21 protein-coding genes and 1 pseudogene are annotated in these 26,864 nt (G+C 57.9%); 9 read left to right on the top strand and 13 right to left on the bottom strand.

The genetic code is table 11. The features are described 5' to 3' along the window. Positions 1-212 precede the first annotated feature (212 nt). Positions 213-4,628: a tetratricopeptide repeat protein gene (locus CCOS191_RS13210; RefSeq protein ID WP_156177573.1), complete on the top strand. Its 4,416-nt coding sequence runs from the start codon at positions 213-215 to the stop codon at positions 4,626-4,628. A gap of 5 nt (positions 4,629-4,633) precedes the next feature. Here the strand turns inward: CCOS191_RS13210 and CCOS191_RS13205 are convergent, their stop codons facing one another. Further along, the gene (locus CCOS191_RS13205; RefSeq protein WP_046855595.1) at positions 4,634-5,320 is read right to left on the bottom strand and encodes a DCL family protein; all 687 of its coding nucleotides are present in this window, start codon (positions 5,318-5,320) and stop codon (positions 4,634-4,636) included. A gap of 136 nt (positions 5,321-5,456) precedes the next feature. Continuing rightward, positions 5,457-8,006: a UvrD-helicase domain-containing protein gene (locus CCOS191_RS13200; RefSeq protein WP_172670893.1), complete on the bottom strand. Its 2,550-nt coding sequence runs from the start codon at positions 8,004-8,006 to the stop codon at positions 5,457-5,459. A gap of 317 nt (positions 8,007-8,323) precedes the next feature. Between CCOS191_RS13200 and CCOS191_RS13195 the strand changes: the two genes are divergently transcribed. From CCOS191_RS13195 to CCOS191_RS13180, 3 genes are all read left to right on the top strand, one after another. Then, positions 8,324-9,370 carry a hypothetical protein gene (locus CCOS191_RS13195; protein ID WP_156177571.1) on the top strand — a complete coding sequence of 349 codons (1,047 nt, stop codon included), beginning with the start codon at positions 8,324-8,326 and terminating at the stop codon, positions 9,368-9,370. Between the two features lie 59 nt (positions 9,371-9,429). Beyond that, positions 9,430-10,592, top strand: a protein-coding gene (locus CCOS191_RS27405; RefSeq protein WP_156177569.1) for an IS3 family transposase whose coding sequence is annotated in 2 segments (ribosomal slippage) — positions 9,430-9,685 and positions 9,685-10,592 — 1,164 coding nt in all. Because the reading frame shifts where the segments join, the coding sequence is not laid out codon by codon here. A gap of 262 nt (positions 10,593-10,854) precedes the next feature. Further along, positions 10,855-11,814, top strand: coding sequence for a hypothetical protein (locus CCOS191_RS13180; protein WP_046855594.1), 960 nt, complete (start codon positions 10,855-10,857; stop codon positions 11,812-11,814). Between the two features lie 117 nt (positions 11,815-11,931). On the opposite strand, the pseudogene CCOS191_RS27400 reads toward CCOS191_RS13180, so the two are convergent. Further along, a pseudogene (locus CCOS191_RS27400) lies at positions 11,932-12,321 on the bottom strand (PACE efflux transporter). A gap of 325 nt (positions 12,322-12,646) precedes the next feature. On the opposite strand from CCOS191_RS27400, the gene tnpA reads away from it, so the two are divergent. From tnpA to CCOS191_RS13160, 4 genes are all read left to right on the top strand, one after another. Then, positions 12,647-12,967: an IS66-like element accessory protein TnpA gene (gene tnpA / locus CCOS191_RS28215; protein WP_172670892.1), complete on the top strand. Its 321-nt coding sequence runs from the start codon at positions 12,647-12,649 to the stop codon at positions 12,965-12,967. Next, the gene (gene tnpB / locus CCOS191_RS28435) at positions 12,964-13,299 is read left to right on the top strand and encodes an IS66 family insertion sequence element accessory protein TnpB (RefSeq protein WP_046855593.1); all 336 of its coding nucleotides are present in this window, start codon (positions 12,964-12,966) and stop codon (positions 13,297-13,299) included. Before tnpA ends, tnpB begins: the two co-directional genes overlap by 4 nt. A 114-nt stretch (positions 13,300-13,413) precedes the next feature. Continuing rightward, positions 13,414-14,898 (top strand): IS66 family transposase, encoded by a 1,485-nt coding sequence (tnpC, locus tag CCOS191_RS13170; RefSeq protein WP_231867494.1) that lies wholly within the window; start codon positions 13,414-13,416, stop codon positions 14,896-14,898. Positions 14,899-15,359: 461 nt separating this feature from the next. Next, positions 15,360-15,671, top strand: a complete 312-nt coding sequence (locus CCOS191_RS13160) for a hypothetical protein (RefSeq protein ID WP_046855590.1) — start codon at positions 15,360-15,362, stop codon at positions 15,669-15,671. A gap of 128 nt (positions 15,672-15,799) precedes the next feature. On the opposite strand, the gene CCOS191_RS13155 is transcribed toward CCOS191_RS13160, so the two are convergent. From CCOS191_RS13155 to CCOS191_RS13120, 8 genes are all read right to left on the bottom strand, one after another. After that, entirely contained in the window at positions 15,800-16,108 is a 309-nt protein-coding gene (locus CCOS191_RS13155) for a DUF3077 domain-containing protein (RefSeq protein ID WP_046855589.1), read from the bottom strand. Positions 16,109-16,175: 67 nt separating this feature from the next. Then, the gene (locus tag CCOS191_RS13150) at positions 16,176-16,397 is read right to left on the bottom strand and encodes a hypothetical protein (RefSeq protein ID WP_046855588.1); all 222 of its coding nucleotides are present in this window, start codon (positions 16,395-16,397) and stop codon (positions 16,176-16,178) included. 364 nt (positions 16,398-16,761) lie between these two features. Further along, the gene (locus CCOS191_RS13145; RefSeq protein ID WP_046855587.1) at positions 16,762-17,313 is read right to left on the bottom strand and encodes a YdeI/OmpD-associated family protein; all 552 of its coding nucleotides are present in this window, start codon (positions 17,311-17,313) and stop codon (positions 16,762-16,764) included. A 22-nt stretch (positions 17,314-17,335) separates the two neighbouring features. Beyond that, the gene (locus CCOS191_RS13140; protein WP_046855586.1) at positions 17,336-18,469 is read right to left on the bottom strand and encodes an aminotransferase class V-fold PLP-dependent enzyme; all 1,134 of its coding nucleotides are present in this window, start codon (positions 18,467-18,469) and stop codon (positions 17,336-17,338) included. Positions 18,470-18,611: 142 nt separating this feature from the next. After that, positions 18,612-20,135 carry a histidine ammonia-lyase gene (gene hutH, locus CCOS191_RS13135; RefSeq protein WP_046855585.1) on the bottom strand — a complete coding sequence of 508 codons (1,524 nt, stop codon included), beginning with the start codon at positions 20,133-20,135 and terminating at the stop codon, positions 18,612-18,614. A gap of 12 nt (positions 20,136-20,147) precedes the next feature. Next, entirely contained in the window at positions 20,148-20,981 is an 834-nt protein-coding gene (locus CCOS191_RS13130) for a quaternary amine ABC transporter ATP-binding protein (RefSeq protein WP_052752609.1), read from the bottom strand. After that, complete coding sequence (locus CCOS191_RS13125; RefSeq protein ID WP_046855584.1) at positions 20,978-21,829, bottom strand: ABC transporter permease; 852 nt, start codon at positions 21,827-21,829, stop codon at positions 20,978-20,980. The genes CCOS191_RS13130 and CCOS191_RS13125 overlap by 4 nt, the downstream gene beginning before the upstream one ends. 76 nt (positions 21,830-21,905) lie before the next feature. After that, complete coding sequence (locus CCOS191_RS13120) at positions 21,906-22,874, bottom strand: ABC transporter substrate-binding protein (RefSeq protein WP_046855583.1); 969 nt, start codon at positions 22,872-22,874, stop codon at positions 21,906-21,908. Positions 22,875-22,976: 102 nt separating this feature from the next. On the opposite strand from CCOS191_RS13120, the gene CCOS191_RS13115 reads away from it, so the two are divergent. Further along, positions 22,977-23,891: a LysR family transcriptional regulator gene (locus tag CCOS191_RS13115; RefSeq protein ID WP_023629001.1), complete on the top strand. Its 915-nt coding sequence runs from the start codon at positions 22,977-22,979 to the stop codon at positions 23,889-23,891. 192 nt (positions 23,892-24,083) lie between these two features. Here CCOS191_RS13115 and CCOS191_RS13110 read toward each other — a convergent pair whose 3' ends face one another. Continuing rightward, positions 24,084-25,484 (bottom strand): MATE family efflux transporter, encoded by a 1,401-nt coding sequence (locus CCOS191_RS13110; RefSeq protein WP_046855582.1) that lies wholly within the window; start codon positions 25,482-25,484, stop codon positions 24,084-24,086. Between the two features lie 233 nt (positions 25,485-25,717). After that, on the bottom strand, positions 25,718-26,863 hold the full coding sequence (locus CCOS191_RS13105; RefSeq protein ID WP_046855581.1) for an AAA family ATPase: 1,146 nt from the start codon (positions 26,861-26,863) through the stop codon (positions 25,718-25,720). Position 26,864 lies beyond the last annotated feature (1 nt).

The raw sequence follows: 26,864 nt of genomic DNA, 5'->3' as shown, positions 1-26,864 counted from the left end.
GAGGTTGACCGCATAGCCTCATTCAGCGTGGCGATCATTGTTATGTAGATTCGCGCTCGCCAGTAACCCTAGGTGTGGATGAGGCTGCTGCTCGGTGAACGAAGCGCCAGTACGAAACGTGGTGAACATTCCCCCTTCATTACTGCAACCAAGCTACGCAATCCGCCCGCTGGCCGTTAAAATGCCACCACACTCATTGTCGCGAACCAGGTATGGCCAAGGCTCCAAGGAAACAGCCCGCAAGAGAAGCTGCCAGCACACAGAAGACAGAAGCCAGGGGGCGTCGTAAGAACGTGTCGAGCCCGGTCTCCTCAGGTGGCAGAGGCGATGCGTTCCAGTTACGCGTACAGGCGGTTCGCCTGCTATCGATGTGCCTGGGCCTGGAGTGCCCGGGTGCCCCCGCCGGCTTCCACATCATCCGCATGGTCTTCCAGGGGCGGGTGTTTGGCCACAACACCGATGACCTCATCATCGACCTGATGAACCCGGTAACCGGCCAGACAGCCAAGCATCGCTTGCAGATGAAGCGGTCACTCAAACCTGGTGATAACGCCCAGTTCAATGAGTCCGTTGGCTTAGCCTGGGAGGACTTCAGCAAACCTGATTTCCAGCGCGGACTGGATGAGTGCCAGATTGTCTTCAACAGCTCGTGCCATTCACAGATGCAAGGTGCAGTGGAGGTCGTCCGCTTTGCAATGGCCTCGGAAGCAGCGGCAGACTGGATCGTCCGGGTTTTTGAGGAGGGGTTTAGTAACGACAGCAACCGTAAAGCCTATGGAGCGCTACGAAATGCTGTCGAGCTCCAAAAAGGATCGCCAGTGGACTCAGAGGAGCTGCATCAGTTCCTCATGCACCTCAGGTTCATGTCGCACGACCTCGATTCCGACCATACCCAGGCGGTCGCGACCCAAAAGCAACTGATCAGTCAACGTTTGCCTAATCGCAAGAGCGCTGAGGTTTGGGCGTTACTCCAGGCAGCTTGTGTGGAGCTCAATAGTACTGCAGGCCAAATCACCCAGGAAAGCGCTGAGCGTCACTTGGGCGAGCTTGGTGCAGAGTTCAAGGAAACGCGTGAGCTCATGCGGGCGCTGCACGATCTACAGAGTGCCAGGCCCGGTGGCGTGAACCACCACGTCTCTGCTCACCCGAACAGCGCCCTCCCCTTGAGTCCTGAAGCTCACGGCCATCTGCTGCCTCTGGCGCAGCTACTACAACCGTTTTTCGCCTCGCCAGTGACACCACAGGGAGCCTCGATGACTGAGGCCCTCCCCGGCGCTCATGCGACCTCTACCAACTTGTTGGTAACTCGTCAGCTCGACCGCATTACTCAGATGCAAAAGGAGCATCGCTATCAGGAGTGCCTGAATCAATTGGATCTGCTGCAGCCTGAGCTGGAGTACTTCGACGACCACCAAAAGGCTCGTTGGTACCTGCTTCACGGCTTATCGCTGTGGCATATGGACGATGATGATCTTGCTGCGAAGGATTTTGATATCGCAGCCAGTCTTTGCGACTCTGACGATCGCATCGCAGTGGCGGCGGTACGTAGCCACATCATCCGTGGTGACATACAGGCCGCTGTAGAAGCGGGACAAGCGCTAATGGTTCGATTCCCCGAGTCTTTTGCGGTGTGGATTGCTCTTACGAACGCCAGAATCATCGCCGGCGAGCGCATCAGCGAAGACGAGATCCCTGATGCATTCGCAGGTAAGGCGGTTGCCTGGCAGCTCGTGGCCAGCTCGCATGCGGCCGCCGACGACGACGAGAGCGCTGTGCGAATCAGCCTCATTGCGCTAGAGCAGGAGGACAGCTCAATTTTCATCCTCGAAAGCTACCTGCGCTTCGTGCTGCGATTGGTGACGCTGAACCCGGTTCGGGTCAACTGCAGGGCATTACAGGCGGAACATGCGCAGCTTTTGATGGAAGCGATGGCGCGTGCTGATATTCGTGACGGTACGTTCTGGGCGTGCCAGAGCCCCAAAACGTTGGGAGAGATCGTCGTACACCTGGCGTACGGGATGATTCTGCTTGAGCGCGCGGAGGCGGCATTGGAGCTGCTGCAGCAAGCCAAGCTTAAAGGCGTCTACGATACGGCAGGCTTGATCCGCTTTGAAGTCGAAGCACTCTGCGACCTGAACAGGTGGAGCGACTTGATTACCCGATTCGGGGAGTCGATCGGTACCTTGCCAGATGACTCGCTACTTCGCTTCGGGCATGCGTGCGTCCTTCAGTCACGGGCAGATCTGCTGCAGCGGGTTCGCGATGAAGCAGCACAGCGCCCTGAGTCTGATGTCATTCGTCATGTGTCCAGAAGGCTTCAGCACCTGCATTGGGATCAATTGCTCGATCAGGGTGAACTGGGCATTGTGCAAAAAGAGATAGAGCAAGCAGGACTATCTGTGCGGAGCACGTCATCACTTGTCGACCTGCAGTTTGTTGCGAGAGCGTATGCACACGATGAGGTCGTGGCGAAGGCTGTAGAAGATCAGGTGACAAAGCTTGCTCCGGGAAGTACTGATCCCCACGAAATCGCGATGGGCGCGCGCGTGATGCTGCGTGCCGAGCGTTTCGACATTGGCGCTGAGCTGCTTGAAAGGCTGCTGCCGAGCGATATGTACACGGAGCTGCACGATGAATTGCTGTACTGCTACATCCGAACAAGTCGACATGCGAAGGCCCGAGATCTGCTCGATGCCATGCCCATCGCCTGGCGTGACTCTGCCAAGGCACTTGAATTGGCACTTTTCCTCTATAACAACGCTGGAGACTGGGGGCGAATGCGCCCCATTGTTGAGCACCAGCTATCCCTGTCTCCGCAGAGCGCCAGCGAATGGATCAAACTCATTCGGGTCGTCGCATGTGAGGGCGTCACAGATCTGAAAACGATCATTTCCTCGATGCCGACCTGCCTCGGAGGAGCCGTGGAAGACTTGCTGCTCTTAGCCAACATTGAACTGCGGTACGGTCAAATCGAGCGTGGATTGAATCGGGTTTGCGCTGCGATTCGCACCAATCCAGGCAATTCGCAGGCAGCTGAGACGCACGTAAAAATGGTGCTGATGTTGCGCGAGGGATCCGAGGTCTTTCAGCAGGAGCCTGTTGTCGTTGCACCTGGTACCTCAGTAGAGCTTGCCGACGCGCAGGGAGTGACCCGATACATCTCGATCGATTTTGAGGCAGGTGCTTATCCGCCAGGCGCTGCGGAATTCCTGTCGCCTCAGGATGATTTTGCTCAGACGCTGATGGGGCTAACCGTCGGCGAAAGCATAACTGTGCCCGACATCTTTAGTTTTCAGGTGTTCGAAGTGAGGCGGATCATTACCCTGCACCGCCGCTTGTTCGACCTCTCAAAAGCGCTGCTTTCGGATTCCATTGTCCCAGGCAAAACACTCGTTTCGTTGAAATTCCCGCTCGATGCCAATGGCGAGATGGATTTCACGCTTCTTCAAGAGCAACACAATCTCTATCAGGCTCGGACAGCAGCGCTTTACGAGCTGTATGCCCAGAAGCCGGTACCGTTAGCCCTGCTGGCGAAAAAGGTAGGGCGAGATGTCATCGACATGGTTCGCGATTGGCCAAGTGATGCTCCTTGTCTGGACGTGTCGATTGGGGATGTCGACGCGGATGACAAACTACCCTTCTCGCTCGATGACCGGATCTGGGTGGTCGATCTCTCGATACTGGCAGAGCTCGCGACTCTTGGATTATTGGACGTTCTTGAGCACTTGCCCAAGGTCTATGTCAGCGCTGTGTCGCGCCAGGCACTAGATGCCAAAATCGAGATATCTTCGTTCCTCCACAGCGGCGGCCTGGAGTCCTCGGAGGTTGGCCAGGAGGATGAGGCGTATGAAGATGAGCCGTCGATCGACCTCAGTGAGGGTTTCCTGGGCGCCCTCGACATGGCGATTTCAAACTACTGCACGGTTGTTCCGGCGTACGGATCACATGATCCCAACCTTTTGCTTCAGCGATTCAACGGAATTCTAAGTGCTGAGGGTCGTGCGACTCTGTCGCTCTGCCAGGAGCATCAGGCTAGCCTGATCTCTCTGGATGGGCGCCTGCTTCAGATCGCTCAAATGCACGACATATCATCCGCCACTTTGCAGATGCTCCTCACGGCAATCACGGAAAAGGGTGGCCTGAGGCCCGTTGAGACTTCTTGTGCACTCATTAAGATGGTCATCGCGCGGCGCAGCTTCATTGCGATCCGCCCTGATGATCTTGTCGCGATGATGGATCAAGGATTGCTTTTCGCGAATCTGGGCATCAACAGCTTTAGGCGCTACCTCGCAGAGCCGAATTTGATCTTCCACTCTGCAGCGTCGACGATCATCGACTTCATTTGCAAGATGTTCACCAGCGTTCGCTGTACCTTCAGCGTGTTCTTGAAGCTGATCGAGCTTTTGCTGGAACCGACGTTCAGGCACGTGCACCGTCCTGAGGATTGGGATGCACAGGCGCTCCAAGCGTTTCGTCAACTGCAGCACCAGGGCTTACCAGAGAATTACTTTGCTCATATAAGGCGCAGCCTTGCTGTCGCGAAAGACAATGCCCGGAGCCCTTGCATGCCGGTTTCCTTGGAAGCGCAGGTTACGTTCTCGCCGATGACGCTGTTCTACTGGGGCTAGAGTGCTCACGAATAGGTGGTTCGAGGCGTCTTAACGCTGAGCGAGTCGCGGGATGTGGCAACCGAGCCGCCTTTGAGCAGGTTGGACGCCTTACGGCTGGCTTGGAGCTTCGCATGCTTCAGATGATAGGCCACGAAGGCATCTGTGACGCTGCGATCTACCAGCGCCAGCTTCATGCCGCTGCCGGTCGTCTCTAGAAGTGACAGATTGACCTGCTGGTCTTTGCAGAAATGGGCGAGCAGCTTCCAGAATGGCGTTTTGTGATCCACATGCAGATCGTTGGGATGAACGATTGGCTCGCCGCTGATGGCGCAGTCGACTGGATAGGTCAGCTGCGCCCTGAACGCATCGAGCTGGGGACGGACGGCGAATCTCAGTGCCTCACACACTTTGCCATGCGGTGACTGTGCGACGCCGGTAATGCTCTTCGCATAGGAGAAACTTTCGTCAGTCCCATCCAGGCGTACCAAGTGAAACCCTCGACCTGATAGCTCATTTCTAGCAATCAAGAAGTGGTCGACGCCGGCGCCGATCTTGCGATTAGCGTCGGGGTGCAGCGCCAGCAACAAATGAAGCTTCTGGATCGCTACAGGGTGGCTCACCCGTCCCAAAGGCGCGGTACGCAGGTATGCCTTTAAGCCGTCCAGCAACGCTTGTTTGTTGCGGTATTCGAATGGCCCTAGCCAGTACATTCCACTACCCCTCTCCGTCCAATTGGATGCAGACCCTATGGCTGAGACCAGCGCTGTTTCAACCATACGGTATGGGCGTAGAACGGAAAAGAGTACATTTGTACTCCTTCTATGCTCGCCACCTGTCTCAGGTCTCTCAGTTACGACGCCTCAGGTCTTCAAAGAACGGCATTTTGAACGGTACCCGCGCCAGTGCGCTGATCAAACCACCCTTGGGAGGCTGGGCCGGGTCGACGAACCAATAGCAGTGCGCCTTCGCGCGCGTGATGGCCACATAAGCCAAGCGCAGGGTCTCCTCGCCCTGAGCATTGTCATACGGCCTGGGATCTCCGGGAGCGCCCAGGTTAGCCTGGCGGTAGGCCATGTTCCGATACGGCGAGGTTGAAAGCTGAGCGCAGTCACCAACCAGAAACACGGCATCAGCCTCCAAACCCTTGGAGCCGTGGTATGTCAGCAGCTTGATGCTGGCCGAGCGCTTAAGCCTTCTTGCCTTGGCTAGCACGGGTCTGAGCTTGCTCTGTACATCGGTCTTGGTGTCGTTCTTACGGTAGAGAACCAGTATCGACTGGCCCTGATCAAAGTGGTACTCCACGAACTGGGCAAGCAGATCGTCATCACGATCCAAGACCTGAACGGGGATAGTCATGTCCTTGACCTTGGGGTGTGAGGCGATCCCGTGTTTCTCATCATCGACAGACTGATGCCTGACGAGGCTTTCAGCCGCATCAATCACCATCTGCTGAGAGCGGTAGTTTTCCTTCATGAGTACGTGGGTGGTGCTGGGTGAAGGAAAATACTCCTCGAAATCATTGAAGAACTTGGGCGAACTCCCGCGCCAGCCGTAGATGCTCTGCCAATCATCACCGACCGCCATGAGTGAACCGGGGCAACTGGCCGTATCAGTCAACACGTGCAGGCGCCGACGACGAGCCTCCCTGAAAACGGCTCGAAGCCAAGAGATGGTGTTCGCGCCACAGTCCTGGAATTCATCGACCAGAAGATGCAGCATTGGCATGAACACTTCATCGGGCAATTCTTGCAGGTTAGCCTCCCCTCGCTCGCCAAACATCTCGAACATTTTGTTGAACGTGAAGATCGGCGGATGCTGGCGACTCAAGTAGAGGTTGAAGGCTGGCCAATAGATCGCCAATGCCTTGAAGAAAAGCGCGTCGCTACTGCCATCTGGAAAGCTCATCTGATCGACAGCTTCCGACACGTCGAGACCGAGGTTCTCCAAAAATGAGGCAGCCGAGTGGAAGGCCTGCATGATGGGCGTCTCGCCCAGCTCGCCCTCAACTTGGTAGTCAAGTGTCGGGCATCGGGTTACGTAGCCGCGAAGTACGTCGAGCGTGGTCGCGGCATCTGCATAGTTATCCAGGAAGATCAGGCCCTTGTCGCAATAGACCTGGAAGAAGGTTTTTTTCATCGTCGTAGCGCCCGTCAGCTTCATCTTCGGCTGAGAAGGCAGCGACAGCTTCCGATCGTTTTTGCCGACACCCAGAATGACGTAGGCATCGAGCTCTTCGCAGTAGCCATTGGCGAAGAACTCCCTTCCTTTGAGATGTATGGGGAACGGGCCTGGCTCAATGCCCTCCATTGGCCAGAAGCCGGATTTGCGCCAGAGCTGGTCGACGGCGTTGGTGAGCTCAGTATCGCGCTTGGAGCATTCATCCATGCGTGCAGCGCGCCGCTTGGCTTCGGGCGAATTGGCGCTCATTGGCGGGAGTCGCGATGCTCGATACACCAACTCAGCCACCAGGCTTCTGAACTCGTCGTCGGCCTCGTAGGTTTGCTGGTAAGCAGCATTCATCAGGCCGAGCTGTTCGGTCGTCAGGCGGATATCAAATACGTTTTCGAGCTCGTCGTCCTCATCTTCGGCATCTTCTTGCTGAGCATGTTTTTCGAGGGAGAAAAACTCAAAAGCGCTGACCTTCGGCAGGTTCTGGCTCCATTTAAGGAAGTCGAGAATCCGGGAGTGGAAGGTTCGAACGATACGCCCGGTCATCTCATCGGTCAGCGTAATGTTCCAAAGCGCGAACACCTCGGCGAGCTTGCGTCTGAAGTCTTTCCGGGATTCACAGGTGAAGGTGACCACCGCGATGTTTTCTCTGGGAATGCCCAGATACCGATGCAGTACGAGGAGGCGCAGCACCATCGTTGTCGATTTGCCGCTCCCTGCGCCAGCGACGATACAGGTTGACGGATCCTTGGAAAAAATCATCTTCCATTGGTCTTCGGTGGGCATCTGCCCTTTCAGGTGCTTGGCAACCGTTGCCTTCACCTCCTCCTTGATTTGCTCGGTGATGGGAAAGCGCCAGTCATCAAACAAGTTGTGATCAACTTGCGGGCCTTTGACCAACGCGGGTCGGCCCGGGCGCAACTCGATGATTCGCTTGCCTTGTTCAAAGCCCTTTTCGTGCCCGCGCTTATGGCCTTGAAGAGAACCTTCTTCATGGCCTTCCGCGAGCCCCTTTTCCCTTCCTTGCTTGAAGCCAGAGTCAACCCCTTTGCTCCAGCCGCGCTGATAACCATGGCGAGCGCCTTGGTTCCAGGAGTCCTGGTCATGGGTTTGTTGCGCACGAAGTATTGCAGATGCCAGGGCTGTCAATGCACGCCCGATAAGCCCCCTGGGCTCCAGGAAGTTGGAGGTATGTTTGGCCTGATCTGGTTTTTCAGCGGATCCCACAGTATTGCTCCCATTCACTGAGTGGGGCCGGTGCCGCCCTATCTCGCCTGAAGCGCCAGCAATATGCTGTGCGTATTGAGCCTCCATGGTTCACATGAGGGGTACGACCCTCCTGGTGAAAACCACGGATGCCTTTTCTCCGACGAAAATGAGGGTGCAATCCCGACCCGTTTGACACGTTTGCTGATAGAAGCTTTTGCATCGAAATGCTTGCTCTAGAGCGCTTGCGGGACATCCTAGTCGAGCCGTAGGGGTTGCACGAGCCGTAAGATAGGCCTATTTTTTTACTGTAGAAAAGTAAGTCAATGGAGTCGCAGGTGCTTGATAAAAAAGGAATTTATGAAATCGTTGAGCAGTTTCGCGTCCCGAAGAGAAATCTTGTGAATGTGGATGAGGTGACAGGACATGAGTCGCTGAAAAGCTTGTCGATCCGCTTTTGGTTTGAAAACTTACGCCGGCGAACCGGGCTGGCAACGGCATACAGCCTGGAGCAGTTCTTTGAACCCAAATCGTTCAGGCGTGACGAAAACGATTCGATCAGCAGTTACCGGAACAAGTGGATTCGATATGAGGACGGCAAGCACCGTCCTCAGCCAGGCTTGCTGAGAGTTGTGGAGGAGAAGTGCCATGGCTCATCACGAGACCTGAACCACCCGCTGTGGTCTGTCCTGGATCTCTCCGATCAGAAAATAATGCGCGGTGAGAGCTACCTGAGAAGTCTTGCGCCCAGCGTGCAGACGGTCATTTTCTCGCCAGAGGACGACGCTCCTGTGATTCAGAGCGCTCGTTTGCCAGTTACACCGGTGATGCTCAAGCGGCTTGTGCGCAAGGCAAACCTGGATGCGCTGGCGTGCTTGATTTGGCTGCTCCGTGAGTCTGCCCAAGTGAAGATGGCGACGACGGATAAAATTGTTCTTGCTCTCCATCACGTGTTGCTGATGGTGGCAATGGATCTGCACGTGATGAGGGTAGCGCGCTCCCTAATCAGGATCATCGTCGATCGGATCTTTCCTCTGGGCATGGAGGCGCGTCAGCAAGTGGCGCTGCGCGTGGATGAGTATATCGAAGCCTCTGCCCGAATTAATTTCATGGTTTTTCAGACGCAGGTGGGCAGGGGAAAATCGCTGGTCTGGAGCAAGCGCACCCACGTCATGGTGGGCATGCTGAACTTTAAGTATGGGTTCGATATCTTCTACGCGATTGGGAAACCCTTCAGGATTAACACTGCGGAGCCTGACCTCTCGCAGGGGCAGCTGGTTCTGGCGGCAGAGGAGCAGCGATGTGCTGACTGGGGTTGGGAGTGTCTTCGGTCTAACCGGCAGGGTGATGTAAGTGAGCTATATGAGCGTGAGGCGAAAGTGTAGTGGTCTAATGAAACCGGACACCCATTTAGGCGAGAATGCTCGCCACAGAGAGGTGTCTGATGACCAAGCAACGTCGTACCTTTACCCCTGAGTTGAAGCGTGAAGCTGCCTGCCTGGTGCTCGACCAAGGCTACAGTCATGCCGAAGCGGCCCGCTCGCTCGGCTTGGTCGAGTCGGCCCTGCGCCGTTGGGTTAATCAGCTTCAACAGGAACGAGGCGGCATCACGCCGACCAGCAAGGCGTTGACGCCAGAGCAACAAAAAATCCAAGAGCTGGAAGCTCGAATCACTCGCCTCGAACGCGAGAAGTCGATACTAAAAAAGGCTACCGCGCTCTTGATGTCGGAAGATCTCGAGCGTACTCGCTGATCCGCCAGCTCAGCGCCCATGAGCCCGTTGATTGTTTGTGCGAAGTGTTCGAAGTCACTCGCTCAAGTTACTACGCACATCGTCATAGAAGGCGAACTCCGGACGTTGAGCGACTGCGGTTGCGCAGTCGAGTGAATGAGTTGTTCACGCGAGGGCGAAGTGCGCCCGGCAGCCGTAGCATCAAGGCAATGATGCAAGAAGAGGGTGAGCAAATCGGGCGGTTCAAGGTACGCAGCCTGATGCGTGAACTGGCGTTGGTCAGCAAGCAGCCAGGATCACATGCGTACAAAAAGGCCACAGTGGAGCGGCCAGATATTCCGAACATCTTGAACCGAGCATTTGATGTCGAAGCGCCAAATCAGGTCTGGTGTGGCGACATCACTTACGTTTGGGCGCAGGGCAAATGGCACTATCTGGCAGTTGTCCTGGATCTCTATGCACGCAGAGTGGTGGGCTGGGCCTTATCAGAAAAGCCGGACGCAGACCTCGTGGTCAAAGCGCTGGACGTGGCTTACGAACAACGCGGAAAGCCTCAAGGGCTGCTGTTCCACTCCGACCAGGGATCGCAATATGGCAGCCGTCAGTTCCGCCAGAGACTGTGGCGCTACCGCATGCGCCAGAGCATGAGCCGCCGAGGCAACTGCTGGGATAATGCGCCGATGGAGCGAGTATTTCGCAGCTTGAAATCGGAATGGATACCGACCACGGGCTACCTGACCGGGCAGCAAGCTCAACGAGACATTAGCCAGTATCTGATGAGCCACTACAACTGGATCCGACCCCATCAATTCAACGATGGACTGGCTCCGGCAAAAGCTGAAGAAAAACTCAAAACCGTGTCCGGGATGAGTTGACCACTACATGTTCTGACGGCTTTCAGCACCTTAAAGCCACCACCCCCACGCGGGTGGTGGCTTTTTCACGCTCGCAAGATGTCCCAGTAGCTCGCCCAACGGTAGCCCGAGCAGCTGGACTTCTTCGTCGACACCGACCCGCTGGCCTCCGGGTGGGCACACATGCGACGATCGCACCGCCTTTAGGGAGCAAGCCATCTCGACTCTGGGCGAGGTGGTACTTGAAGGTAGAGGCAGCGCTGAACACAACCTTGGTGATGAGATGAACGACCGCGTATTTTACTCTTGGCAATCCGACAGCCCCGGCAACACCAATCGAAATTTCATTCAGCAGGCGCTGGAAACGGCGATCGCAGACATACACAAAGACGACACCACCGACGTTGAGCCGGTCATCGACCGGGACACACTTGGCCTGGCTGGCTCACCGGACATCAGCCACTCCATTTTCGAAAAGATCGATGCCGCCTCAGTGTTCGTGTGCGATGTTTCGATCATCGACCCGTCGACAGCCAGGCCGACACCGAATCCCAATGTGCTGATCGAACTCGGGTACGCGATCAAGGCCCTGGGCTGGAACCGCATTATCATGGTGATGAACACTACGTTCGGCGGGCCAGAGAAGCTGCCATTCGACCTCAGATCCAAACGCATTACGACTTACGCTATCGCAAGCGACGCAGCAGAGAAAGCGCCTCACAGAAGAGGTCTGGCAAGTACGTTTGTGGTGGCGCTGAACACGATCTTCCAATCCCTTGGGGCGCGGGCGCAAGCCGCTGATGCCAGCAACGCTACCGGATCTCAGCCACGATCGGTTGACACCGCGCTTTTCGAGCGTTTCAGAACCGAACTACCCTCCAAGGGCAGCATCAGCTTCATTGATGAACAAAATATGGCCGGCTTTTCCTGGCGTCTCTCCCAGCTCGACCAGCTCAGGCATTTCTACTATGAATGGGATGACGTCGAGCACGAGTTTATCGATCCGCAGATGGAAACGATGCGCACTCAGCTGCATGAGTTGATCGGTGACTACCTGGATCAAATCTCAACCTATACCTATCCTACCCACATCCCAGACAGGCAAACCGTCCCTCCAGAATGGGAAATTGAAAAACCAGAGCAATTCATTTCAGTAGTCAAACGCCTTCACGAGACCGCCGAAAAAATCGTCGAATTGCACGGCGAACTCTTCCGTCAGGGCCGGCTAAAATTCGATCGCTGAACATCCAGGCAATTACACTCCACTGGCCATGCGCTAAAAAAACACGTATGAAGCCACCGCCCTGTGAGGCGGTGGCTTTGCCAAAACCGCGAGAAGCGTTCCCCAGGTGAGGACGGTTCAGGAATTTGCGTTTGCATCTGCCAAGCGGCTTTTGCTTGAGAAGCGCGCGTTCGCTTTATCGAATACCCAGTTGTAAACAATCGTGTAGGGCAGAATGAAAACAAAGAAACCCAACTCAACCATCAGTGCTTTCAGGAGCGTGATGTCGAGCACTCAGGCTGCTAGCGGTAAACACCAAATCACGATCCCCGCTTCAAATCCAAGACCATGAACGAAGCGGTGCCAGATTTTCCAGTCGAGCCTAGGTCTTTGAACGAAGCGGTCGACGAGCCTGTTATACGTCATGTTCCAAGCCCTAGCGATGGCTGACATCACTAGCGCCAGAGCGCCTGTGCTCTCAATGGGTTTGTTAAAAAGCAGTGACATCACCGGCGCGCAGAGCAACACGGCATAAGGCTGTCTTCGTAGATTTTGACAAAATCCTTTTTCATGTCCGCCTCCAGCAGTGCTGCCCATCCTACCTGTTGGACTCCATCCCCGCTGCATGCGGCGAGTCGGATTGCAGAGGATCATACGGTCACGGAAAATTGCAGCCCCTAACAGGGGCCACAAAGGACTCAATGCTTTCAGCTCAACGCTTCATTTGAGGCGTGTAAGGCCCAATATGAGTACTGTTACAGTTCGTTCTGGCGCCCCAGCAGCAAGGATAGGCTCGAGCACGGTAAGCGTCCGGCGAACCCACCTTCCGAACGCCCTTATCGCCAGGATTTCCATGCGCCAACGAAGCTCTTATCCGAAACCGTTCAAAGCCCAAGTCGTCCAGGAATGCCTGCAACCTGGTGCAACCGTTTCCAGTGTCGCCATCAGCCACGGCATCAATGCCAACGTCATCCGCAAATGGATGCCGCTTTATCGAGATCAGCCCGCAGCGGCTTCGCTGCCGGCATTCGTCCCGCTAAAAGCCGCACCTAAACGGTCAGCCGAACCGTCAGTGATCATTGAGTTACCCGTGGCCGGGCAAGTGATCACGGTGAAATGGCCAGCCTCGGATCCTGAGGGTTGCGCGCAGTTTATTCGGGCTGTCGCTCAATGATCCGCATCGATGCCATCTGGCTGGCCACCGAGCCGATGGACATGCGCGCCGGCACCGAGACGGCATTGGCCCGGGTAATCGCGGTGTTCGGTGCGGCGAAGCCGCACTGCGCTTATCTGTTCGCCAATCGCCGGGCCAACCGAATGAAAGTGCTGGTGCACGACGGCGTGGGCGTCTGGCTCGCAGCGAGACGACTGAACCAAGGCAAGTTCCACTGGCCCGGCATTCGCCATGGCGGCGAGGTCGAACTCGATAACGACCAACTTCAGGCATTGGTACTGGGCCTGCCGTGGCAGCGCGTTGGCGCCCGCGGTGTGATCAGCATGCTGTAAACGTCGGCCATTTGGCCGGTCTACTTGTCGTCGTCCCGCGCCTGCTCTGGCACAATCGGCGGCATGACTTTCTCGCCCAACCTCGACCAGATGACCCCGGAATAGCTTCGTGCCTTGGCGGCACAGGCGTTGCAGTTGCAATCCCAGGTTGAGGCGATGAGCAAGAAAATTCAGAACGATGAAATCCTCATCGAACAGTTCAAGTTCGAAATCGCCCTGCTCAAACGCCACAAGTTTGCCAAGCGCAGCGAGCAAATCAGCCCGGCGCAAGGCAGCTTGCTGGATGACCTGCTCGACACCGACCTTGAAGCTATCGAGGCCGAGCTGAAACAGCTTCTCCCAGCTGCGCCACAGGCCGAACCACGGCAATCCCCGAAACGTGCGCCCTTGCCGCCGCAGTTTCCACGCACCGTGATTCGTCACGAACCCGAAAACACTCAGTGCGCCTGTGGCTGTCAGCTCCAACGCATCGGTGAAGATGTCAGCGAGAAGCTGGATTACACGCCGGGCGTGTTTACCGTCGAGCAACATGTGCGGGGCAAATGGGCCTGCCGTCAGTGCGAAACCCTGATCCAGGCGCCGGTGCCGGCGCAGGTTATCGACAAAGGTATTCCGACCGCAGGCCTGCTGGCCCACGTGATGGTGGCCAAGTTTGCCGATCACTTGCCGCTGTATCGGCAGGAGAAGATTTTTGGCCGTGCCGGGCTGGCGATTGCTCGCTCGACCTTGGCGCAGTGGGTTGGACAAACCGGCGTGCGACTCCAGCCGCTGGTCGATGCGTTGCGTGAAGCTGTGCTGAACCAGGGCGTGATTCACGCCGACGAAACACCGGTTCAAATGTTTGCGCCAGGCGAGAAGAAAACCCACCGGGCCTATGTCTGGGCTTACAGCACGACGCCGTTTTCGGCGTTCAACGCGGTGGTTTACGACTTCAGCCCAAGCCGTGCTGGCGAACATGCGCGCAATTTCCTGGGCGACTGGAACGGCAAGCTGGTCTGCGATGACTTCGCTGGCTACAAGGCTGGATTTGAGCAAGGCATCACTGAAATCGGCTGCATGGCCCACGCCCGCCGCAAGTTTTTCGACCTGCACGTAGCGAACAAAAGTCAGCTGGCTGAACAGGCTCTGCACTCAATCAGCGGTTTGTACGAGATCGAGCGCCAAGCACGGGACATGAGCGACGAAGATCGCTGGCGAATACGTCAAGAAATGGCGGTACCGATCATCAAGACACTGCATGACTGGATGTTGGCTCAGCGCGACCAGGTACCCAACGGATCAGCCACGGCCAAAGCCCTCGATTACAGCCTGAAACGCTGGGGAGCGCTGACGCGCTACCTGGACGATGGGGCTGTGCCCATCGACAACAACCAGGTAGAGAACCAGATACGGCCATGGGCACTCGGTCGCTCGAACTGGTTGTTTGCTGGGTCGCTGCGCAGCGGCAAACGCGCGGCGGCAATCATGAGTTTGATCCAGTCGGCGCGCATGAACGGGCATGACCCATATGCCTATCTCAAAGATGTGCTGACGCGGCTACCGACACAGCGGGCCAGTGAGATCGGGCAACTGCTACCGCATCAATGGGGGCCTGCCTGATTCATGCAATGTGAGTTAGCCGGACGCTTACGATCGCGTCCGCTTAAAAATACGCGGACACCATCGCCCTTAATGCTGGAGTTCGGAAGGTGGGTTCGCCGGACGCTTACAACTCAAACGACTCGGCGTCATGGGTTTTGAATTCGTCAGCTGGAGTAGCCATGCGACGTTTCTGGGTAATTACCACGACGACGCGAATGACTTCGCTCACAAGGCGAGTATCAGATTCTCTATGGGGCTCCAAGTCCCCAATGAGGCAATTACCAAGCCGTTGTACATCGTTGCCTCATTTTCAGGTTGCGCGGACCGTAGCTCGGACCGATTTGGTAACCCACCTGTGAGCTACTCGACCTACGGCTGCGACCAAGCTGCCCCCAATGTACTCCGTGCCAGCGACTTTAAAGAAGGCCGGTTCGGCATCGTTAAGCGCATAGACTGAATCCGAGACAGGACTCTCACTCATGAAGAAGGCTCTAATCGCTGCGGGTATGGCTTTGCTGTGTTTGGTCGTATACACCCAGATTACGATATTCGCCGTACCGCCAATTGGCGCGGTACCGGAAGGCAGAACAGTCATCATGCTCCGCCTCAACAAGACGAATTTCATTGATAGTGCTGATGCCATGTGCGTTCGAATCCAAGGTTACGTAAGTCTGCTTTGCAGGGGGGCGGCCATGGCTGGAGTAGTGAATGCTACTACCATCATTGCGCGCCTGCCTTATTCGGAAACCATATACAAGATCAGTACCGGTGGTGAGACCTACGAACGATAGTTCAGGGAGATGTTGGGGGCAGGCAATGCCAGGTTCTCATGCAGGCCAAGCACAGGCATTCCCTTTGTAGCCCATGCTACACAAGGCCGCTCCCCAGGCATGCGCCAACCAGAGCGGCCAGATCATGCCTATTCAACCCTCCGTCCCACCATCAACCCATGATTCACATCCTGGGTCAGCGCCTTGGCCATGCCGCTGAGGTAATGCATGGCAGTCAGCAACGTAGGCAGATGATCCGTCTCCGCCAAGGCCAGATCACTGATCTTGTGCACTGCACACATCAGCACGGTTGCCTGTTCAACCGCATGGTCCATCGAATGGCCAGCAACAACACGGAACAGCGGGTCTTGACCGCCCTCCTCTCCAGCCTCGCCGAAATGCCCGACGCCAGTGGTGGCGAGCTTCCTGATGCTTGGGGTTTGCAATTCCTTATCCATACCTTTCCTCCTGCGGCCCCGCGAACTGCTCGGGGCCTGATCGGTGAACATCAAGTGAGAGCCCAGGTCAGTGCCGGGATTGCACGCGGCTCAACGCCACTTCCACCAGGGTGCGGGCGCTGTCGATTTCGTGCATGGCGGCGAGGGTCAAAACCTGGCCTGGGGGTTTGGCGTGCAGCAGGACGGTCAGGGCGCAGACGAGGTATTCGGAGATCTGGACCAAAAGGTCTTCGAGGGTGTGGGTGGTGTATTTGTCGTGTAGCGGTGGATCGGGGACGATCTTTAACATGATAAAGCTCCGATATCTGACTGGAGCTACCACATCTCTGCTGTCAAACAAATGGGTGGCAGCGGTACGTGGGTTGACAGACCGAGGATATCGGAACTCGGCGCACCGAAGTGCCCCACGCACAGCCGCCATAGAGCGTTGCGCATGATCCGTATATCAGGGGACGGTCTGTCAAAACCGTGTCGTCTAATTTGCGGCGACTTGGCGAGACTAGATGGCTGATGGGGCTGCTGCAATGGCTGGAAGGCGGTGGGAGTATGTTTCGGAAATGGACTACAGAGAAGAGGGAAAGTCCGACTCACAGCACATATAAGGCATCAAAGGGCTGGTTGCGCCCCTGGATATTCCCGAGCTGCATCACAGGTCAATTTTCCGCCTCAGGCGCCCGAAATGCTTTGCTGTAGTAACCAGACGAGTCGAAACAGCAAACCGCCCTCTTACCGGCCGCAAGCATCTCGCAGGCATCCCCAATTCGCTTTTCACGCGTCTTGAGTTGCTTCGCTGAAGTAATCCAGTGGATCCAGTCCACCCGCGCGAGGGTCGTCGTAGTGTTCCAAACCCTTTGAGCCTCAGGTGTGGTTGCCAGGGCCTTCTCGAAATCTTCTGGGATATCCGGCTCGGGCTCCTTCTTCACCGGGATCAGTTCGAGGGTAACAATATCTCCAACAGCCACACCTGCCGCATCAAGTAACTCGCTACCGACCTTCAACCAATGGCTCAGCTGCCCATCGGGTTCAAGGGTTGCCCGAAAAGGATGCCCATTGATCGTCCCGTCAACAGTCGCCCTTCCCCGCCTAGGAAGCCGTTCACTCGCGTCCCTCGGAAGCACCACGAACGCCCACGACCTGCCATCACCGGGCTTTGCCGGACGAAGAAGCTTGGCTTCGAATCGCGACCTCGCATCCTCAGCTGTCATGGCAGGCTCTCCAACCGTGCGCTTACTTAACCATCACCTCGTCCAGCGCCTGCTCAAGGGTGCTGACCGTGCGCTCGAGATTGTGCAGCTTGTCGAGCCCGAACAGCCCGATGCGGAAGGTCTGGAAGTCGGCCGGCTCGTCGCATTGCAACGGTACGCCGGCGGCTATCTGCAGGCCTTGGCTGGCAAACTTCTTGCCACTCTTGATATCGGCATCATCGGTATAGCTCACCACCACGCCAGGGGCCTGAAAGCCTGCTGCGGCCACACTCTTGATGCCTTTGCGGGTCATCATTGCGCGCACCCTATCACCCAGGGCCTGTTGTTCGTCGCAGACCTTGTCGAAACCGTAGGCCTGCGTCTCTTTCATCACTTCGTTGAATCGCGCCAGGGCATCGCTGGGCATGGTCGCATGGTAGGCATGGCCTCCCTGCTCATAGGCCTGCATGATCTGCAGCCACTTCTTCAAGTCGCAGGCGAAGCTGGTGCTTTGCGTCGACTCGATGCGCTCGAGGGCCAACGCGCTGAGCATCACCAGGGCGCAGCAAGGTGAGGCGCTCCAGCCTTTCTGTGGTGCGCTGATCAGCAGGTCGACTGCACATTTGTCCATATCAACCCAAATCGCGCCTGAGGCGATGCAGTCCAGCACGAACAGGCCACCCACCGCATGCACGGCGTCGCCCACGGCCCGCAGGTATTCATCGGGCAGGATGATCCCTGATGACGTTTCAACGTGGGGGGCGAAGACAATCTGCGGTTTCTGCGACTCAATGGCCGCCAACACTTCTTCCAGAGGGGCCGGGGCGTAGGCAGCCTGGCGCCCCGCCTCAACTGGCCGGGCTTTGAGCACCGTTGTGGCCGCCGGGATATTGCCCATTTCAAGGATCTGGCTCCAGCGATAACTGAACCAGCCGTTGCGCAGCACCAGGCATTGCTGCCCGGTGGCAAACTGCCGGGCTACCGCTTCCATGCCGAACGTGCCACTGCCCGGGACCACCGCAACCGCCTGGGCGTTGTAGACCTGTTTCAGGGTGGTTGAAATGTTCTTCATCACACCCTGAAACGACTGGGACATGTGGTTGAGCGAGCGGTCTGTGTAGACCACCGAATACTCGACCAGCCCCTCGGGATCGATACCGGGATATATCTTCGACATGGTGTGGCTCCTTTGGCAGAGTTGTCCTTGGCATCGACCCTGCCCTAAGCCATTGCAAATGACAAGATGCATTGAGAGCCCGGCGATAAGGCCCTCAATTACATACCAGCCTTCTGAGCGCCGCTCCTGCTGCCTCCATCGCTCATAGCAGCTCGGGGAAGGCAACGCCAAGCAGGCCGGGATCTTTCAGGATCGATGCACTGCTGGCGATATCCGGTGCCAGCCAACGGTCCTGGGCATAGGCCGGGACCCGCTCGCGCAACAACCGCCAGGCAATGCTGGTACCGGCGCCAAAGCGCTGCTCCTTGAGGAACTCGAAGGCCTGGGCCGCCAACAGGTACTCGATGGCGAGGATCTGCGTGCAGTTCTCCAGGGCGCGGTGCAGCTTCAGCCCAGCATTGGTGCCCATGCTCAGGTGATCCTCCTGCAGACCGGAGGTAACGTAGTTGTCGATGACGGCCGGTTGAGCCAACTGACGGTTTTCGGCACACAGTGAAGCGGCCACGTACTGGACGATCATCATGCCCGAGTTCACCCCCGGCTGACTGACCAGGAAGGCCGGCAAACCGCTGACCAACGGGTTGATCAGGCGGTCGAGACGGCGCTCGGCAATCGCCCCGATCTCGGCCACCGCAATCGCCAGCAGGTCGGCCGCCATGGCCACGGACTGGCCGTGCGGATTGGCCTGGGAAACCACCCGGTACGACTCGGGTGTACCCAGCAACATCGGGTTGTCGGTGGTGGAGTTGAGTTCGGTCTCGATCTGCCGCGCCGCGTGTTCCAGTTGATCGCGCGCGGCGCCATGCACCTGCGGGATCGAGCGAATGCTCAAGGCGTCCTGGGTGCGGATGCCATGGCTGCTGGCAATGATTTCGCTGCCCTCGAGCAGGCGCCGCAAGTTGCTGCCCACGCGCTGCATGCCAGGGTGCGGTTTTAGCGCAATGATTTCAGGGTCGAAGGCATCGAGCTGGCCGCGCAGGGCCTCGAAACTCATGGCGCCAATAACATCCGCCCATTGGCTCAGCCGAGTGGCATCGTCCAAGGACAGGCAGCTAAGGCCGGTCATGCAAGGGGTACCGTTGACCAGGCATAGGCCATCCTTGGCCCCCAGTTTGATCGGCGCCAGGCCGACCTTGGCCAAGGCTTGCTGCGCCGGCACGATCTGGCCGCGATAGCTGACCTGGCCGACGCCCAGCAAACTGATGCTGATATGAGCCATGTGGGTCAGGTACCCCACCGACCCCTGTTTCGGCACCTGCGGGGTGATGTGCTGGTTGAGCAAGGTCAGCAGCGCCTCGACCACCTTGCGCTGAAGGCCGGAACGGCCCTGGCAGAAGTTGATGATCGCCGCGCACATGATCGCCCGGGTCTGCTCGTCCGACAGCGCGGTACCCACGCCGCAGGCATGGCTGAGCAAGGTGTTGTGCGACAGCTGGCTGAGCTGTTCGTCCTGCAACGAGACATTGCACAAGGCGCCAAGGCCGGTGTTGACGCCATAGGCGCGGTCACCGCTGGAAACGATGCGCTGGACAATCGCCTGGGCGTTCTCGATCCGCGCCCAGGCCGATGGGGCCAGCTCAAGCTTCGCGCCATGCCGGGCCACAGCCACCACGTCCTGCCAGCGAACGGGCGTGTCGGCGATGATGATCTTTTCGGCAAACGACATACACGCGGGTCCTTATAGCGAAGCTACGCGACGCTGCACGAAACGATCGACGTATTCGTCCGCAGGCTGGTAGAGGATTTCTTTCGGCGTGCCTACCTGGATCAAGCGGCCGTCCTTGAGGATGGCAATGCGGTTGCCGATGCGCACCGCTTCGTCAAGGTCGTGGGTGATGAAGACGATGGTCTTGTGCAGGGTCTTTTGCAGCTCCAGCAACTGGTCCTGCATTTCGGCGCGGATCAGCGGGTCGAGCGCACTGAAGGCTTCGTCCATCAGGATGATGTCGGTGTCGGCAGCCAACGCACGCGCCAGGCCCACACGTTGGCGCATGCCGCCCGACAACTGGTGCGGGTACGATTTTTCGTAACCCTTCAGGCCCACGGTGTTGATCCAGTGCAGGGCTCGCTCCGTGCACAGGGCTTTGCTCTCGCCACGTACTTTCAGGCCGTAGGCGACGTTGTCCAGCACGGTGCGGTGCGGCAACAGGCCGAAGCTCTGGAACACCATGCTGATCTTGCGCCGGCGGAATTCGCGCAGGGCCTGCATGTCGTACTGCAGAATGTCTTGCCCATCGACCAGTATCTGGCCGCTGGTGGGGTCGATCAGGCGGTTGAAGTGACGCACCAGGGTCGACTTGCCCGAGCCCGACAACCCCATGATCACGAAGATCTCGCCGCTGCCGATGGACAACGACAGATCGTTTACCCCCACCACACAACCGGTTTCGGCCAGGACCTGCTCTTTGCTTTTGCTCTGGCGAATCAGTTTCAGGGCATCTTCGGCACGCGCACCGAAGATCTTGAAGACGTTCTTGACTTCGATCTTGTTCATCGTCTGCTTGGCGCTCATTTGCCCACCCCATGCCGTGGCCGGCCATAGGCCTGGGTAATGCGGTCGATCACAACCGCCAGAATCACAATGGCCAGGCCCGCTTCGAGGCCGCGGCCCACGTTCAGGGTCTGGATGCCGACCAGGACGTCTTCACCCAGGCCACGGGCACCGATCATCGAGGCGATGACCACCATCGACAGGGCCATCATGGTGGTCTGGTTGATACCGGCCATGATGCTCGGCAACGCCAGTGGCAGCTGCACGCCGAACAGTTGTTGCAGGCGATTGGCACCGAACGCGTTGATCGCCTCCATGACCTCGCCATCCACCTGGCGAATGCCCAGGTCGGTCAGGCGAATCAGCGGCGGTGCGGCATAGATGACGGTGGCAAAGATCGCCGGCACCTTGCCCAGGCCGAACAGCATCAGTACCGGGATCAGGTACACGAAGCTGGGCATGGTCTGCATGATGTCGAGCAGCGGCATCAACACCGCCCGCAGGCGATCGTTGCGCGCCGACAGGATACCCAGCGGAATGCCGACCAGGACCGAGATCAGCGTGGCCACCAGCATCAGCGCCAGGGTCTGCATCAGCTTGTCCCAGAGCCCTACCGCACCGACCAGGAACAGCAAGCCGACGATCACTGCAGTGGGTACGATTCTGCGGGTGGCGTGCCAGGCAATACCGCCGACGATGGCCAGCATCAGCCACCAGGGTGTTGCGCGCAGTAAACCTTCGAGGTTGACGATGGCCCACAGCAGGGTGTCGGAAATGTGCCGGAACACGTCACCGTAGTTGGTGACCAGCGCATCGACCCAACCATTGACCCAGTCGGCAATGGAAAACGTGAAGTCTTTGGGAAACATGGAGTTCTCTCGAGCAAGTGCGTGAAGCGGACTGCTGTGTGGCATGCCCGGCAGGCGCCGGACCGGCCCACACCCTTTAGAGTGCCGCGTCTACCTTTTTGGCTGCGTCTTCGCTGACCCAGCTGTGCCAGACTTCGGGGTGCTCCTTGAGGAACGCCTTCGCCAGTTCCGCCGACTCGATACGGTCCCTGGTCATACGTGCCAGGTTCTGGTTCAGCAGATCGATCGGCAGGTTGACCTTTTCCAGCACCGCCACCAGTTCCGGCGCCTGCTCGTGGAAGGTCTTCGACACGCCCACCTTGATGGTCACGGATTTGTCCACGCCTGGCTTCTCGTCCAGCTTGACCAGGTCGGCCTGGCCCATCAGCGGGGTTGGCGACCAGTAGTAGAAGAGGATCGGCTCGCCACGCTTGTAGCTCGAGAGCACGGCGGCATCCAGTGCCGGGCCGGTGCCCGGGCGGAAGTTGGTGTAGGTGTTTTCCAGGCCATAGCTCTTGAGCATCTGGCTGTTGTCCAGCTCGCAGGTCCAGCCGGCCGGGCAGTTGTAGAAGCGCCCCTTGTCCGGTTCTTCCGGGTCCTTGAATACCTGGGCGTATTGCCCCAGGTCGGCAATGCTCTTGAGGTTCGGTGCCTTGGCTTCGAGTTTGCGCTTGGCATCGCCTTCGATCACATAACGCGGCACATACCAGCCTTCGACCGCGCCAACCACCGGCGAGCCGACACCGACGACCTTGCCGGCGGCCTGCGCCTTGTTCCAGACCTCGCTGCGCCCTACCCACTCCTCGGCGAACACCTGGATATCGTTGCTGCTCAGGGCGTTCTCCATGGAGATGGAGTTACCCGGCAGGCTGTCGGTGTCACAGCCATAGCCATTTTTCAGCACGAACTGCATCACCTCAGTGAGCAGCATCCCGCTTTCCCAGTTCAGACCGGCGAATTTCACCGGCTTGCCAGACTCGCACCAACCGGCGGCCTGGCTGGCGCCAGCGCACGCCAAGAGCCCTAAGGAAAGTGTCGTGGACAGCAGAGCTTTTGTAATTGTCATTGTGACGCTCCCAAACAAGATGATCACTGCGCAGGAGAAATATTTCACAACGATAAAAAAGGATAAAATAATAAGTCCTGATGCATCACCACGGAAAAACCTATGAAGTTCACGCTCAGGCAGCTTCGCTACGCGCTCGCAGCGGCCAAGCACGGAAACCTGACCACTGCCGCCATGGAGCTTCATGTTTCACAGCCTTCCATCTCGGCGGCCATCACCGAACTGGAGGAAGTGCTGGGCCAGGCAATCTTCATACGCCAGCGTGGTCTTGGCATATCGCTGACTCCCTTCGGTCGTACCGTCATGGTGCAAGCGCGTCGCGTGCTGGCAGAGGCCCAGACCTTTGCCGAGATCAATGCCGATGCAGGAGAGTGTGTCGGGGAACTGGTGGTGGGCTGTTTTGAAGATCTGGCGCCCTATTGCCTGCCGCAGATCGTGCGACGGATGCAGCAGTCCTGCCCAAGGGTCACGGTCGATATGCGCGATGGCAGCTTCGACTATGTGGGCAAGCGGCTCAGTGAGGGCGCGATAGAGCTGGCCATCACCTATGACCTGGGTTTACCGCCAAACACTCAATGCACCCAGCTGTGCCAGCTGACCGCCCAGGTGCTGCTGTCGGCCGATCACCCGTTGGCCAAGGCGCCGCGCGTCAGTCTCAAGGCGCTGGCCGAATACACCCTGGTCGTCACCGATCAGGTCCACAGTTGGCAGCATGTGCTGGATCTGTTCAGCTTCTACGACATTTCACCCGCGGTTGTGCACCGTGTACGCACTTTTGAGTTGCAGCGCAGCCTCGTCGCCAATGGCTTTGGCGTGGCGCTGATCTATACCCGGCCATTTGGTGACCATAGTTACGATGGCCAAGCGCTGGTGTGTCGGCCGACTCAAGAGAAACTGCCAACCCATAGCATCGTACTGGCGCATGACCAGCGCTACCCGCTGACGCCTTCGGCCGAGGCGTTCAAGGAGCTGGCGGTGGCATGGTTCGCCGAGCGACCGTCGTTTGCATCCGAATGAACAACAGCTGGGGCGCATGTCACAGGAGGACGGCTGATACTCGGCTGAGGAGTGACTTCATTGGGTCGGAAGCTGCCACTTTGCCTTGACCCAGCAATGTACGGCCCCCACACGATGAGACGTACGAAGGTATCACTAATCTATCGCAGGACAAAAAACTGAGGGCAGTTCAGATCCTGCTCGCATTCAGGCTCACAAAGCGTTCTCGCTAGCTGAATGAGACTCCAGGTGAAGACGGTTTTCGGCCCCCCGAATGGCTTTGGCGATTCGCCAGAAGTAAATTAAGCCAATCAAAAGTTCGAACACCGAACCAATAACCCAGCAAGTTATTAGCGACGACGGGGCGTCACGATTGCTCATGGCAACGCAATAGATCAACGGAATGCTCATGCACCACATCAGCGTCAGGCGCACGACCAGTGAAAATCGGGCCATGCCAATACTCTCCAGGACGGCGGCCCCGGTCATCGAGAAGACAAAAGCGGTGGAGAATGTCCACAGTACGCGTTGTGTATCGATGGCCAGGGCCATGGTCTGCGCGTTTTGTCCCAGGTCACCAAATGCCCTGAGCAAGACCTGCGGCACAGTGATTTGAACGGTGGAAACCAGCAGGACGTAGAGCAGTTCAATGATCACCGTGACCCGCAAGATCATTGCCAACTCGGTGTAGCGCCCCTTGCCCACTGCAGTGGCACACAGAATGCTGCAACCAATGCCTAAACCGATGATTGGGATGATGCCTAGGTAATTCACGGTTAGGTTGACGTTGTTTGCCGCTAGTGCACTGGCGCCCAGTACCGCCACAATCCAGATGAACGCAGTGTTTCCAAGCTGATCCACTCCGGCGGATAGGCCACCGGGAACACCTCTACGCAACCGGAAAAACAGCTGCGGCACTAGGTGCTCGCTGCGGGCAATGAAGATGTTCATCACCTCAAGCCAGACTTCTCGAGGCAGCATTACGGCATAGCATGCCAGCATGGACAGCGTGCCGATCAATGTACCGACAGCGGCCCCAGTCATGCCCATTTCGGGCAGCCCGAACTTGCCGAAGACCAGGCCGACAGTGAAGATCGAGTCGACTACTTGACCGATGATTCCCACTATAAGTGTTTCGCGGGTGCGACCAACACCGTTGAAAAACGAGGACAGCGCCGTGTCGATCGTCATTACGCCACCGAAGAGCGCCGCCCAGAGCATGTACCGCGACTCCAGGTTGACAATCTGCGCTGGTCGAGAGCTGAGCTGTGGAATCATCGCGATCAGCGGGGCTGCGATGAACAGCAGGGCCCCACAGGCCATACCAAGGAGCAGCCCCAGTGCAGCTTCACGCGAAGCTGCACTGAGCCCTGATCGACCATGCGCCTGCGCAATAAAGGAACGTGCCACCCCCACGGTGCTACAGAAAAACGCGATAATCGCCATGCTTGTGAATACCGCAGGGCCAGACGCGGCCAGCGTATCTTGTGAGTAGTGCGCCAGGCATAGTCTGTCGACCAGCATCATCAGTAAATTGCCGACCATCGTTCCCATCAACGGAAACGAGACAGTGAAGATTCTTTTCGCCACTCCTGAGTCAAACCAGTGCCGCATATTCACATTCCTTTGTTTAGCAGCTACCGCGAGGGCACTTAGTCAGCGCTACGCCAGTGTTAAATCATACCTGACCGATATACCCCGCCTGTGGCGGTTTTCCCACTAGAGCGGACAAGCTGCCAACTGATCGCTTTTCGCCGTTAAGACAACTCCGAACAAGCCCGTCAGATTGAAAAAGCGCACTAAAGTCAGAAGAGTGCGAAACTTGTCAATATTCTTCTGATCGATGCTCAGCCCGTCACCACCTCATACCTCACCCGATGCGCCTCGGTCGGGAGCGGCACCTCCCACTTGAACATCATCCGCCGTATATCGTCGTTGCGCAGCGACGTATCGCGGCGCTGGTTACGCCGCATGATCTCGTCCTCCGGCCGCTCCAGATAGACGATCTCCACCTGCGCCCCATAGCCGTACAGCAAGTCCAGCGTACGGCTGCGCATCTGCGCCGACAGGTGTGTCGAGTTCCACACGAAGGGCCTGCGCTCGCGCAACAGCGCCTTGGCCCGGTCGATGGCGTAGTGCGCGGCCGCGCCTTCGTTCTGGCCGTGGCGCAGGCCCAGGGCCTGGCGCGCGTCGTCGAACGACACCACCGGCAGGTCCGGGTGGTGTCGGGCGGTCCAGGTATCCTTGCCGCTGGCCGGCAGGCCGGAGAGCATCACCACCTGGGAGCCCAGGGGTTCGTGCAGCGCATAGTCAGGGTGCACGCGGGCGCCACGCAGGTACTGAATGCGCGTGTAGTCGTCGGCAAACGGCCGTGGGCCGTACAAACACCCCTCCTCCGCGGCCAGTTCGCGCCACAGCTCGATGGCGGTCAGCACATCGGCCTTGCCGGCATAGTGGCGGCCCTGCATGTCGGCCTCGGCCACCGCGCAGAGCATCCACACCGGCAGCTCCCACGACAGCTTGTGCAGCAGAAACTCCGCGCTGCGTCCGCTGCGGTCACCCTGCAAGGCGAAGAACGGCAGTTGATGCACAGTGATGATCCGGCAGATCTGTTCGCGCAGCGCGAACGGCACGCCAGCGCGCCACAGCAGCAGGCGTGCATCCACCGCGCCTCGGCGCGAGTGGCCGGGTTGGCCGATACGCCCGGTCTGCGGGTCGATCACAGTGGTGTCGGGCTTGGCGATGTCATGCAGCAGGGCTGCAAAGAACAGCACGAAGCGCTGCTCGGCGCTGGCGTCGCGGTAGGCGCTCTGCGCCAGCAACGCTTCGACCACCAGGCGGGTATGGACCCACACATCGCCCTCGGCGTGATAGGTCGGATCCTGCGGGGTGTCGGCCAGGCGTGCCAGGGCCGGGATGGCCGCGAGGCAAGCGGCGCTGTCCATGTCGTGCCCGGGGTCGGGCACCAGTTGTTGCAGTTGGCGAATATCCATT

The organism is Pseudomonas sp. CCOS 191 (assembly GCF_001007005.1).
In the GTDB taxonomy this organism is placed as follows: Bacteria; Pseudomonadota; Gammaproteobacteria; order Pseudomonadales; family Pseudomonadaceae; genus Aquipseudomonas; species Aquipseudomonas soli.
This window is presented reverse-complemented; position numbering and strand designations above follow the sequence as displayed.